Below are 12,115 nucleotides of genomic sequence, written 5' to 3'. Positions count from 1 at the left end.
AAAACCCGGTAATCTGAGCCTTTTCGGACGTGTCTCATCTCTCTTGATTCGTTCCAAATCGCTCTGAAAATAAGCGATGAAAATAAATAGCAATAATTAATGCAATACCACTTAAACAATAGCCAGCTAAAATATCAGTCGGATAATGTACAGATAAAATAATCCTACTTAATCCAATCCATATGATTAGCAATGCCATCGCAATCGTAATAACAACTTTCCCAGCCACATTTTTTACGTTTGCAGCAATGATATAAGCAAGAAATCCATACGTAATCATTGATAGCATAGCATGGCCGCTTGGAAAACTATATCCAAGGGCATCAAGCGCTTCATTTAAGCTCGGACGATCTCTTTTCATCATTTCTTTTATTCCTTTATTCACAAGATGTGTCATTAACACGACCGTAGGATACACAATCATCGCTGCATAGTAACGTTTCTTCCAAAACACGAACAGACTAAGAATAAGCGTGCTTATAATCCCAATTGCAGATCCCATTTTTGTAAAATATGTAAAAAACGCAAGTGAACTTTCTGTTTGTAATCCTCTTACAAGATCTTTCACATATATATCAAGTGTTGTTACATCATCTGCTTGTACTCTCCAAGCAATGAGAGCAAATGCAGCAAACAACAAGAGAATACAAGCGAGCTCATATCGATGTAATTTTCGTTTCAAATTTTTCCTCCTATTATGAAAAAATGCGGTTCCTATTTAGAAACCGCATTTTATTATATATCCAGTTTGTTTTTCCAACACATAAATCGCGACTATGAAAATAAAAAGGAATCTCCACTCATTTTCTCCCTTTGTTTTCACGCGGCATGGGGCGAAAAAAGGATCTGACCGCTTCTATGCCCGGCCGGACCCTCTCTCCCACCTAAAAGATTCAGTTCTCTGTTTCTATTTTCCTTTTGTTTTTAACTCTGTCCAGTAACGATCATACTCTTTTAATTTATTGTCTACATCAACAAGCCACTCTGTACGAGCTAATTCGTCTTTCGATAAGAAAATCATATGATTATCACGATACTCTTTACTGTGAAGTTCCCATGCTTTTTCATTTGGATTACTATATCCAATGGATTCATAGTTTTTCACACTTACTTTTTCATCCATTAAGTAGTTCATAAACTTCTCGGCAAGATCTTTATGTTTCGCACCTTTTGGAATTGCTAATGTATCCGCCCAAATTGTACCGCCTTCTTTTGGAACAACATACTCTACATCTTTATTATCTTTTGCAATGAACGCTGCATCTCCAGACCAGACTGTTCCAATCCAAGCATCCTCTGTAATAAACTTTTGTTTAATATTATCTGTATCAAATGCAAGTAAGTTAGGAAGTAATTTTTGCAAGTCAGCAGCTGCTGTCTTTAACTCTGCATCATTTTGTGTGCTGTTTGAAAATCCGTTCTTTTTCAGACCCACTCCTAACACTTCACGAGAATCATTTAATAAAGTAACATGTCCTTTATATTTCTCATTCCATAAGTCGCTCCAACTTGTTGGCGCTTCTTTTACATACTTTTTATTGTAAGCAATTCCTGTTACACCCCAAGTGTATACAAGCGAGTATTTATTCTCTGGATCAAATGAAGGTGTTTTAAAATTTGAAACAAGATTTTTTACATTTGGAATGTTCTTCTTGTCCAATGGCTCTAATAAATCCATTTTTGCCATCGTTTTAACCATGTAATCTGACGGTTGAATTAAATCATATTTTGCACCACCAGCTTGTAATTTCGCAAGCATTTCTTCGTTACTTGCGTATTTATCATAGTTAATTTTCACGTTATATTTTTTTTCAAAATCCTTTAACACTTGCTCATCAAAGTTATCAGCCCAGCTATAAATATTTAGCTCCTCTTTCTTTTCACCACAGCCAGCAAGTACACCGGCAACAAGGCTAAAGCTAATTGCTGCACCAGCTATTGTTTTCATCCATTTCATCGATTCATTGCCTCCTCGTTCTTTGTAATTCTCTCTTATAATGGAAGATGTCCTCCAGAGTTTTCTTCACCATCTGCACCTTTATTACGGAATATTTCCGATGCAACCATTAATCCAACAATAACAACAATTAATATTGTAGAAAGAGCATTAATTTCAGGTGTTACTCCGCGTTTCACCATACTGTAAATATATAATGGCAATGTTGTTGATCCTGGTCCAGACACGAAGAAACTAATCACAAAATCATCGATTGATAATGTAAATGTTAATAATGCCGCTGAAATAACCCCAGGTGCAATTCCTGGAAACGTTACATAACGAAACGTTTGCCATGGGGTTGCACCTAAATCATTCGCCGCTTCTTCTAAATCACGTCCCATACCAGAAAGACGTGCTGCTAAAATCACAACAACAAACGAAATACTAAATGTAATATGTGCAATAATAATGGTAACTTGTCCAAGTTCCATCCCAATTTGACTAAATAAAATGAGTAATGATAATCCCATTAAGATATCCGGAATTAGAATCGGTAAATATACAAGACCATTAATTGCTCCTTCAAAACGATATTTATAACGATGTAATGCAACAGCAAAAATCACGCCAAGAACCGTTGTCACAACTGTCGTCACGATTGCAATTGTAATACTATTTACAAATGCATCAATGACATCTTGCTTTTGAAACAAATCTGTATACCAATGGAAGGTAAATCCTTCCCATTCTGCGTTAATACGCGAATCGTTAAAAGAATATACCATTAGAACCATCATTGGAAAATACAAGAACAATAAAATCAACCAAGAATAAGATACTAAAAACTTCTTCATCTTTGTCTATTCCCCTCCGTTTCCGTATTTATATACTTTCGTCGCACGATAATATAAGTAAATTAACAGAACAGAGAACAGAACAACAATAATTGATAATGCAGATCCAAATGGCCAGTCACGCGCACCTAAGAATTGGTTTTGAATCACGTTTCCGATCAATGCTACTTTTGATCCACCCATGACGTCTGATACAACAAACATTCCGATAGATGAAACAAATACTAGAATCGAACCAGTAGCGACCCCTGACATCGTCATTGGCAATGTCACATTCCAAAATGCCTTCATTGGTGTTGCCCCTAGATCATATGCTGCTTCTAACTTACGTTTATCAAGCTGCTCAATCGCTGCATACACTGGTAAAATCATAAATGGAAGTAAAGAATATACCATTCCTAATATTACAGATGGTGTATTATATAATAAATTTAAAGGTTCATTAATAATGCCTAACTTCAGCAATAATGTATTTACAAGACCTTGTGAACGTAAAATAACAATCCATGCATATGAGCGCACAAGAAAGTTAATCCAAAACGGAATCGTTGCTAATAATAGAAGAATAGAACGATATTTACGATCAACAATTGTAATTGTATATGCAAATGGATAACCAATGAGTAAGCAAAGTACTGTTGTAATAACTGCAATTTTCACTGTTTCCCATAATGTATTCATATACAACGGATCAAACACGCGCGATATATTATCTAATGTAAATTGCATTTCCACTGTCCCGTATGCTCCGCGCTGTAAGAACGCAAATGCTAATACGAATACAAGCGGAAATAAAAAGAAGATTAGCAACCATGTAACTGTAGGTAATGCGAGTAGTTTCCCTTTTTTCAATTTAAGGTCACCTCATCCTCTTGCTCCCAGCCTACATATACATTATCACCGATACTCCACTGCGCTGCTTCTTCGGCAGTTTGATATGCCATTAATAGTTCTGATGTTTTTTCATCGCGTACATAAAGCTTTTCCATATTTCCAACAAATTCAACATCTTCAATATGCCCAAGATGGTATTCTTTTAAAATCGGGTGCTCAACCGAACGTATTTTTACATTTTCAGGGCGCACTGCTACGTAGCTTTCCCCATTTTTTATAATATTATTTTCACCAATGAACGTCGCAACAAACAATGTTTTCGGTTCTTTATAAATTTCCTTTGGCGTTCCGATTTGCTCAATATGTCCTTTATTCATAACAACAATTCGATCACTCATACTCATTGCTTCTTCTTGATCGTGTGTTACATAAATGAACGTAATTCCTAAATTACGCTGCAAATTTTTCAATTCACGCTGCAAATCTTTTCTCAACTTAAAATCAAGCGCTCCAAGTGGTTCATCCAGTAATAACACACGCGGATTATTTACGATTGCTCTTGCAATTGCAACACGCTGTTGTTGTCCACCAGAAAGTTTTGCAGGCTTACGATTACGGAATTCAAGGAGCTGCGTTAAGCGCATCGCTTCTTCTGCACGTTCTTTTTGTTCTGCAGCTGATACTTTTTGCATCTTCATACCAAAACAAATATTTTTCTCCACCGTCATATGTGGAAATAATGCATAATGCTGGAACACTAGGTTCATATGACGCTTATAAGGTGGTAAATCGTTAATTCTATCCTCGTCAAGTAAGACATTCCCTTTTGTAGGAGTTTCAAAACCTGCAATCATACGAAGTAACGTTGTTTTCCCACACCCACTCGGTCCAAGAATTGTTAAAAATTCTCCTTCTTTAATATCTAAAGAAAGAGGTGGTATAATCACTTGATCTCCAAAATGTTTTTCTACTGCTTCAACTTTAATAATCTTTTTCATTTTCCCGTCCTATCTACCTCAAATTTTCAATCTTTATATTCATGAATAAATATTAGTTTTCTATCAATTCTTTTGTTTCGATCCAAACAAAAACGATTGTTTAACAGCGTCCTTATCTATTCTTTATGTAGTATGTTTGATTCATTTTCGCATGATACATATGTCGAACAGAAAAACCCCTTCAGGCGAGAAGGGGTTTTTATCATACGGCTACGCCTACTGATAAACACCATCATCATTTTAACAACTTTCGTATGAATTTTAAAGCACTTTTTGTAGAAGAATAACGAATTTTCATATCAAATACTGTAGATTGGGATAAAATGCTTTTATAGTGTGAAAATGTGCGAAAACTTTGTTTTCCATGATAACTTCCTAATCCACTGCTCCCAACACCACCAAAGGGTAGATATGGCGTAGCAAGATGATATACAACGTCATTTATACACCCACCGCCATATGAGACATTACGTGTAATTTGTCTTTGAATTTCTTTACTCTCTGAAAATACATATAAAGCTAATGATTTAGGTTGTCGCTGAATTCTTTCCATGATGTCTTCTATTTTCTCATACTCTATAATCGGCAAAATTGGACCGAAAATTTCATCTTCCATAACGGAATCCTGCCATGTAATATTCGTTATAATACTAGGCTCAATATGCAGAGTTTCCTCATTATATTTCCCACCAATTTCAACCCTACCATCTTGTAAGAAAGAACATAATCTTTCAAAATGACGTTTACTGACAATCCGAACGTAATTTTCATTTTGCAGTGGTTTTTCGCCATATTGATTTTTAATTTCAATTCGTAGTGCTTCAATAAATTGTTCTTTTACAGAAGAATGAACATATATGTAATCAGGTGCAACACATGTTTGTCCCGCATTCAAGAATTTCCCCCAAACTATGCGCCTTGCTGCTATTTCTAACTTTGCATCATTATGCACAATACATGGGCTCTTTCCACCAAGCTCTAACGTAAGGGGAATCAAACTTTTAGCTGCCGCCTCCATAACAATTTTACCCACTCCAACGCTACCGGTGAAAAAAATATAATCAAACGGCTCTTTTAACAGTGCTGTGCTCTCTTTGGTACCGCCTTCAACAACCGCAACAAGTTCGGCCGGAAATAACTCTTGTAACATATTTGCAAGAAGACTAGAAACATTAGGTGTCAATTCTGACGGCTTTAATACAACCGTGTTTCCAGCGGCTATTGCCCCTACAAGGGGTGCAACCGCAAGTTGAAAGGGATAATTCCACGGAGCCATTACAAGGGTAACACCATAAGGCTCTGGAACCACTTTTCCTTTCGAACCAACATGTGTAAGTGCGGTACGAACGCGCTTCGGCTTACTCCATGAAGAAAGATGTTTCACTAAAAATGAAATTTCCTTTAATACGTATCCAACCTCTGTCGTAAATGATTCATGATCTGATTTATTTAAATCCAATTTTAACGCTTGAAAAATATCAGACTCAAAACGCTGAATCCCTTCATATAATCTTTTTAAATGTTGCTTTCTTTCTTCTATATTTCTTGTGTGACCTTTATAAAAATATGACTTTTGCTCGTTCACAATAGAAGTGATATCCATCTGCTATCCCCACCTTCTATATTTGCATTGCTATTTCAACATATAAATCACTACTATGAAAACAAAAAGTGACCTACACTTATTTTCTCTCTTTGTTTTCACTTGGCATGGGGCAGGAAAAAGATCTGACCGCTTCTATGCTTGGACGGATCCTCTCTACCACCTTAAAAAAAGGTTTTATATTGGTTCTTCAATATATATTCCACCTTTTACTTAACATTTTCCTACTCTTAAAGTTTAATTATATACGAGTTTGCATTTCATATAAAATACATTTGCTCATAAAAAAAGCTGTTGAAAGGAAAACCTTCAACAGCTTCTTCATAATTAACGATATAAGCGAACTGCACCTGCAGACTTATCATCCGATTGGCCAACTACTTCAAATTTCAGGCCAAGTTTTGGTAAAATGCGTCCTGCATCTGGAATTTGCTTATTAATATAAGCTTTAGAATCGTCGAACTTCGCAACACCTGGTAGTCCACTGTATTCAAATGTTCCACGAGTTGGTGATACAACTTTCCATGCTGGTGTTTGATCGAAAGAGAACGCTGCATCAGCAATTTGATAACGTGTGCTATCTTTAAATGTTGGCTTACCATTTAAAGTTCCTGCAATTGCTTCAGGATGAGAATCAACTACACCAAGGAATCCGTATCCTGGATGCACGCCAACCCAGTTATCTGTATAGCTTGAGTCTGCATACCATACAACCATACCTGTGTTATATACTGGACCGCGAGCATATTTTAACGCTTCATCAGCACCAGCAGAGTTTCTCCACTCTACATAGTAGTTGTGCTTTTTCTTTTCAATTCCAGTAGAAGCAACGAAGCCATCTAGTTTGAATTTTGGTGTACCTTCTGCATCATCAGAGAATACAACATTACCATCTACTGTTAATGTTGCATTATCAAGAGTAAATCCATCTAATGCTAAACCACCATCAGTAATATATTCAAATACAAGCTTCACTTTCTTACCTTTAAATTGGCTTAAATCATAAGATTTGTCTACCCATTTTCCAAGAGTGGTATCTGCACCACCTTTTACATTTTTATTACCAATTGTATCGATTAATGTTTTCGATCCATCTTCTGCTACTGCATGTACTTCTAAGAGATCATAGTCTGTTTCAATTTCATATAATGATTTGTAATCAAACTTTGCATTTGTTGCATTTGTTAAATCAAATAAAGGTGTTTCTAATGTTGTATGAAGATCATCACCTTTTGTACTATAGTAGTACTTCTTACCAAACGCAGGCTGAATTCCTTTTACATCTTTATCCGGTAAATTAACACGGATCAGACCTGGGCGATCCGTTTTTGTTACGCTTTGATCTAAGTATGTTGCATAACCAATTCCTCGGTTTAACTTATCATAATCTAATTCCACAATATTCGCCCAGTTTCCACCAATTGTTTTTTGGAAGAACTCTTTGTTTTGCGGAGAGAAACTTGTTGGCGTTGTTCCAGCAATTTTACCTGCCCAGCTACCACCACTCATAATAGACCATGACTGAACTGGCTCGCCGCCGCCAGAATATTTTGTATCATACTCATCTGGAAGACCTAAATCATGACCATACTCATGCGCGAATACACCAACTGCTCCATCTTCTGGTTCAATTGTGTAGTCAAACGCTGCCATTTTCCCATTCCAGTATGGTACTTTTGATTTTGTACCTTCTATTTCATATGGTTTTTGACCAACTGTCCAACGATGTGACCAAATTGCATCATCACCCAATTTGCCACCACCAGCTTCTTGTCCAACACCAGCATGGATAACCATTAAGTGGTCGATCAAGCCATCTGGTTGATTTTGATTGCCATCTTTATTTACATCATATTGATCAAATTGATCGAATTCTGATAAATCAAGACCGCTATCTACCGCTGCTTTTAATGCATCTTTGATCAGGTCACGAGGTCCTAGTGGTCCTTTATTATCATGACCATCTCCAGCATCTGCGCCGTAATCAGCAGCTTTTCCTGGAACTGTTAACCACTTTGTAACTGTTCCATCTACTGTATAGCTACCGCCAGATTGTTCCTCATAATACTTCTTAAATGTTTCAATTTTGCTTCCATCATCTAATGCAAATGGTTCGTCACCAAATAACATTTTTTGATAATGTTCTTGGTTAAAATCACTAGAATACATATAACCAGGTTCTTTATCAATATTGTTATGTTTGAAGTCAGCATACTCTACAAGTAAAACAAGTACTTTGTCTTTACGAACTTTTCCATTATACTCTTTTGCCTTTGCAGAAGTAGTTGGCACTTTACCATTTAATGCGCCTTTAGCGGGAACTGCTCCAGCTCCATTACCATTTGCTGGTGTTTCTAATTTTTCTTTTGTATCTGTCTTTGCATCTTTAACCTTCTTCAGGAAATCAGACGCTTCTTTTGTAACAGAATCCCCAGTTGTTTCTTCTTTTCCAGGTTTGTCACCCTTCTTTTTCTCTACATACTTTTCGACAGCTTTCTTTGTTTCTTCATTTGAAGCTGATGAATCAATCACTCCTCGGTTTTTAAGAGCATTAGCTAAGCGCTCTTCTGGAATTAAATGATCATCAATTGGACTTGTAGATACTGTTTTTGCAGGTGTTTCTGCATAAACAGACTGGCTACCAGCCCCAAACGAGCAACTAAGAACAGCTGCTACAGCAAGTGTTGATAACACTTTAAACGGTTTCTTTTTCATCCCTTTTTTCCTCCCCCAATAAAATATGTACCAATATTTAGATAATAATAAAAATTCAGTAATTTTTCAATATTTTGTTTGATTTTGTGCTATTTTGTAACTTTCGTAACATTTTTGTAAAAATTACATATTTTCCACAAAATATTTCTCCATATATCAGTTATTTCTGAAGATATTGATAATTTTTGATAAAACTATTACAATTTCTTTATAGAATGACAAAACAATAACTTTTTATTGATTTTACCTACAAAATATACAATAAATTAACATTATTTTTACCAAATTAACTTTTCGAAATATTATAATGTGTTTAAAAGATTGTTTATTTTGTACGATTCATTACATATTAGGGAGGAATACACTTTGTACAAAGAAAAGGCAGATACGCTAGATCAGGATTGGATTGATTTAATGCTTGAAGCTTTAGATGCTGGGATTGCTATTCAAGATATCGAACACTTTTTCCAACGTATGAACCAGCCTACCAGAAACTAGCAGAGGCGTTCTTTTTAACGAAATTTGTGTTATAATAATGACATCATAAGCCGACTACATACTTACAGAAAGGTGCACAAAGATGATAGGAGAACGTATAAAACGCCTTCGGTTGCAAAGAGGGATTTCTTTAACAGAACTTGCTGAAAAAGCAGGTGTTGCAAAGTCTTATATTAGTTCCATTGAACGTAATTTACAAAAGAACCCTTCCATTCAATTTCTTGAAAAAATTGCTAATGTTCTGCAAATTCCCGTGGATACGCTCCTTCATGACGAAATACCATCCGAAAATCAATTGGATTCGGAATGGACACATCTCGTCAAAGAAGCCATGAACTCCGGTGTATCAAAAGAACAATTTCGTGAATTTTTAGAGTTTACAAAATGGAAGAGAAATCAGAAATAATATATACGAAAAGAAGTGCATACTGGGGGGCACTCTTTTTTTAGTTACAAAAAAAGCGGGGAATCCCCGCTTTTTTGTCTGTTATTTCCTTATTGATTATCTCTCTTCGCCTTCAGTTTGGTTTGCATTGAATGTCCATTCTAAGTTTAATTTATCGCCTTGGAATTTATTTTGCTCTTGACCATTTTCTTCAAATACAAATTGTACCCATAGGTAGTCTTCTGTTCCAGCTTCTAAGCCACCCTTTTCACCCCACTCTGGAGCAAAGATGTCTTTTGCTAGAAGATCTGGATCAGCATTTTGTAAATCTGCTAATGTTGTTTCATATACAGGCTCGCTTTGTTTATCCCAGTTCCAAATAAATTTCACTTTAATATGCTTACCGAAATCTTCCCCAGCGTTATCACCTTTCGCATCTGTAACTGAATATTTCGTTGCTAATTTAACATCTTTAATTGCTAACGTGCCGCTGTTCTTTAATAAGAATTCTTTCTTAACAGAATCGCCTGGTTTAAGGTCCTTAATATCTACAATTGTTTGAGGGTCCAAAGTAAGATCTAATGTACCCGCTGCAAACGTATTGTTCGATACTTCTTTGTCACTAAAGTAAGCGAATGTTCCTCCACCGATTAAAGATAATCCCAATGCCGCTGAAGCGACTCCCATACCTAATTTTTTCTTTAAACTCACTGTAAATTCCCCCTAGCTATTTTTTTTATTGTTATCTCTTAATGTAGGATAAGAGGTATAACCAATAGAACGCCTGTTATTTTTCTACGGCCAATGTATATACAATACCCCTTGAATTTATCTGTTCTTTAAAAGCTACCTTATGTTCATTATAAAGAACGTAGAGGTGTAATTGCAACTATAAAATAATATTAATTTTGAAACTATTCTCTATTCATCCTTAAAAAGACTTAATCCTTCCGATACTTCATTTGAATATACTTTTTATTAAAATATAATCCACACCATACTAAGCCAAGCCCTATTAAAATCATACTGCTTTGCTGCGTACCTGTACGTGGTAGCTGCCAGTTACTATTAGAATTTATGGATGCAGGAGGTTGCATTTGATTGCTTCCCATTTCATTTTCGGTACCCTCACCATTGCCGGTTGGTCCCTCTGCATAAAAAATAAATTTTACTATTGTTTGTAATCCTTGATACTCATTTCCTAACTCTTTAGGAACATGTATCGTATAGATAAGCTCGTCAGTTCTATCAACTGCTAATGTACGCTTTTCCATACTTTGAAGTTCTTTTAGACTTCCCTCGTACAGCACTCCCTGTTTATCTTTTACAGTGACCGTAAGAGCTTCATATAATTTCGTAGACCCCTCTGAAGCCTCGCTCTTTATACTATATGATAATTTCTTTGTTCCTTCATTACTAATACGTATACTTCGATTTTCCCAGTCTCCTGGCTTCATATTTGAAACATGAAATAGTACTTCTTTTGGCTCAAGACTTATATCTATTTCTCGCCGCTCCTCTGCATACACTTGGTCAATATTTTTTGTAATACCAATGAAAACTACTAGAATCAGACATATACTCATGATAAATAACCACTTCTTATTCATGTGCATCCCTCATATAACAAGAATTGGTATGAAAAAAAGGCAGGAAAAACCTACCTTTTTTCTATCAATCCTATTATTTTTCTGACCCTTCTGTTTGTTCTGCTTCAAATGTCCATTTCAACTCAAGTTTATCACCTTGGAATTGATTTTGATCTTGCTTATTATCTACAAATTCATATTGTACCCAAAGATAATCGGAATCACCATGCTTCAAACCACCCTTTTCAGCAAACCAACCTGCAAAAATACTTTCTTCCACTGCATCTGGAGACATAGCCTTTAAATCAGCCAATGTCGTTGAGAAAATAGGTTCACTTAATTTATCCCAATTCCAGAAGAAATTCACACGGATATGCTTACCAAAGTCTTCTGAATTATCTCCTTTTGAATCTATTACATTATAATTAGTTAATAATTTCACAGTTTTTATATCTAATGAACCATTATTGACAAGCTTAAAGTCACGTGTCATTTTATCCCCTGGCTTAATATTATCAACATCAATAATCGTAGTTGGATCTACAGAAAGATCTAATGTACCTGCTGCAAATGTATTATTTGATACTTCCTTATCACTAAAGTATGCAAATGTTCCTCCACCAATTAAAGATAGTCCTAACGCAGCTGATGCAACACCCATTCCTAATTTTTTCTTAATTCCCATTCCATATTCCCCCTG

Annotated in this window: 12 protein-coding genes; 2 read left to right on the top strand and 10 right to left on the bottom strand. The window is 35.7% G+C overall.

Annotated features, from left to right (window positions below; genetic code table 11):
* Window positions 1-34: 34 nt before the first annotated feature.
* From JDS96_RS08040 to JDS96_RS08010, 7 genes are all read right to left on the bottom strand, one after another.
* Window positions 35-682 carry a phosphatase PAP2 family protein gene (locus tag JDS96_RS08040; protein WP_199666567.1) on the bottom strand — a complete coding sequence of 216 codons (648 nt, stop codon included), beginning with the start codon at window positions 680-682 and terminating at the stop codon, window positions 35-37.
* 225 nt (window positions 683-907) lie between these two features.
* Complete coding sequence (locus JDS96_RS08035; RefSeq protein ID WP_003196038.1) at window positions 908-1,957, bottom strand: polyamine ABC transporter substrate-binding protein; 1,050 nt, start codon at window positions 1,955-1,957, stop codon at window positions 908-910.
* Window positions 1,958-1,992: 35 nt separating this feature from the next.
* Window positions 1,993-2,793 carry a spermidine/putrescine ABC transporter permease PotC gene (gene potC, locus JDS96_RS08030; protein ID WP_003206425.1) on the bottom strand — a complete coding sequence of 267 codons (801 nt, stop codon included), beginning with the start codon at window positions 2,791-2,793 and terminating at the stop codon, window positions 1,993-1,995.
* 6 nt (window positions 2,794-2,799) lie between these two features.
* On the bottom strand, window positions 2,800-3,645 hold the full coding sequence (gene potB / locus JDS96_RS08025; RefSeq protein ID WP_018764143.1) for a spermidine/putrescine ABC transporter permease PotB: 846 nt from the start codon (window positions 3,643-3,645) through the stop codon (window positions 2,800-2,802).
* On the bottom strand, window positions 3,642-4,625 hold the full coding sequence (potA, locus tag JDS96_RS08020; protein WP_199666566.1) for a spermidine/putrescine ABC transporter ATP-binding protein PotA: 984 nt from the start codon (window positions 4,623-4,625) through the stop codon (window positions 3,642-3,644). The genes potB and potA overlap by 4 nt, the downstream gene beginning before the upstream one ends.
* Before the next feature lie 235 nt (window positions 4,626-4,860).
* Window positions 4,861-6,228: an aldehyde dehydrogenase gene (locus tag JDS96_RS08015; RefSeq protein ID WP_018764142.1), complete on the bottom strand. Its 1,368-nt coding sequence runs from the start codon at window positions 6,226-6,228 to the stop codon at window positions 4,861-4,863.
* A 327-nt stretch (window positions 6,229-6,555) separates the two neighbouring features.
* Complete coding sequence (locus tag JDS96_RS08010) at window positions 6,556-8,943, bottom strand: immune inhibitor A domain-containing protein (protein WP_199666565.1); 2,388 nt, start codon at window positions 8,941-8,943, stop codon at window positions 6,556-6,558.
* Between the two features lie 366 nt (window positions 8,944-9,309).
* Between JDS96_RS08010 and JDS96_RS08005 the strand changes: the two genes are divergently transcribed.
* Window positions 9,310-9,441, top strand: coding sequence for an anti-repressor SinI family protein (locus JDS96_RS08005; RefSeq protein WP_003196032.1), 132 nt, complete (start codon window positions 9,310-9,312; stop codon window positions 9,439-9,441).
* 82 nt (window positions 9,442-9,523) lie between these two features.
* Window positions 9,524-9,847 (top strand): helix-turn-helix domain-containing protein, encoded by a 324-nt coding sequence (locus tag JDS96_RS08000; protein WP_003196031.1) that lies wholly within the window; start codon window positions 9,524-9,526, stop codon window positions 9,845-9,847.
* A 96-nt stretch (window positions 9,848-9,943) separates the two neighbouring features.
* Here JDS96_RS08000 and calY read toward each other — a convergent pair whose 3' ends face one another.
* The 3 genes from calY to JDS96_RS07985 all read right to left on the bottom strand — a co-directional run bounded on the left by calY (window position 9,944) and on the right by JDS96_RS07985 (window position 12,100).
* The gene (gene calY, locus JDS96_RS07995; RefSeq protein ID WP_199666564.1) at window positions 9,944-10,537 is read right to left on the bottom strand and encodes a biofilm matrix protein CalY; all 594 of its coding nucleotides are present in this window, start codon (window positions 10,535-10,537) and stop codon (window positions 9,944-9,946) included.
* 230 nt (window positions 10,538-10,767) lie between these two features.
* Window positions 10,768-11,436 (bottom strand): TasA family protein, encoded by a 669-nt coding sequence (locus JDS96_RS07990; RefSeq protein WP_199666563.1) that lies wholly within the window; start codon window positions 11,434-11,436, stop codon window positions 10,768-10,770.
* A 73-nt stretch (window positions 11,437-11,509) separates the two neighbouring features.
* Window positions 11,510-12,100: a CalY family protein gene (locus JDS96_RS07985; RefSeq protein WP_006094072.1), complete on the bottom strand. Its 591-nt coding sequence runs from the start codon at window positions 12,098-12,100 to the stop codon at window positions 11,510-11,512.
* Between the last annotated feature and the right edge of the window lie 15 nt (window positions 12,101-12,115).

Origin of the sequence: Bacillus cereus group sp. N21, assembly GCF_016483395.1 — a bacterium.
Taxonomy (GTDB): Bacteria; Bacillota; Bacilli; order Bacillales; family Bacillaceae_G; genus Bacillus_A; species Bacillus_A pseudomycoides.
Note: the sequence above shows the minus strand (reverse complement) of the source record. Positions and strands in the feature narration are given on the sequence as shown.

Bases quoted from the DNA above. Each gene is read 5' to 3' on its own strand.
- JDS96_RS08015 (WP_018764142.1), bottom strand. From the start codon at position 6,228: ATGGATATCACTTCTATTGTGAACGAGCAAAAGTCATATTTTTATAAA.
- JDS96_RS08000 (WP_003196031.1), top strand. From the start codon at position 9,524: ATGATAGGAGAACGTATAAAACGCCTTCGGTTGCAAAGAGGGATTTCT.
- potA (WP_199666566.1), bottom strand. From the start codon at position 4,625: ATGAAAAAGATTATTAAAGTTGAAGCAGTAGAAAAACATTTTGGAGAT.
- JDS96_RS07985 (WP_006094072.1), bottom strand. From the start codon at position 12,100: ATGGGAATTAAGAAAAAATTAGGAATGGGTGTTGCATCAGCTGCGTTA.
- JDS96_RS08035 (WP_003196038.1), bottom strand. From the start codon at position 1,957: ATGAAATGGATGAAAACAATAGCTGGTGCAGCAATTAGCTTTAGCCTT.
- potC (WP_003206425.1), bottom strand. From the start codon at position 2,793: ATGAAGAAGTTTTTAGTATCTTATTCTTGGTTGATTTTATTGTTCTTG.
- JDS96_RS07990 (WP_199666563.1), bottom strand. From the start codon at position 11,436: ATGAATAAGAAGTGGTTATTTATCATGAGTATATGTCTGATTCTAGTA.
- JDS96_RS08010 (WP_199666565.1), bottom strand. From the start codon at position 8,943: ATGAAAAAGAAACCGTTTAAAGTGTTATCAACACTTGCTGTAGCAGCT.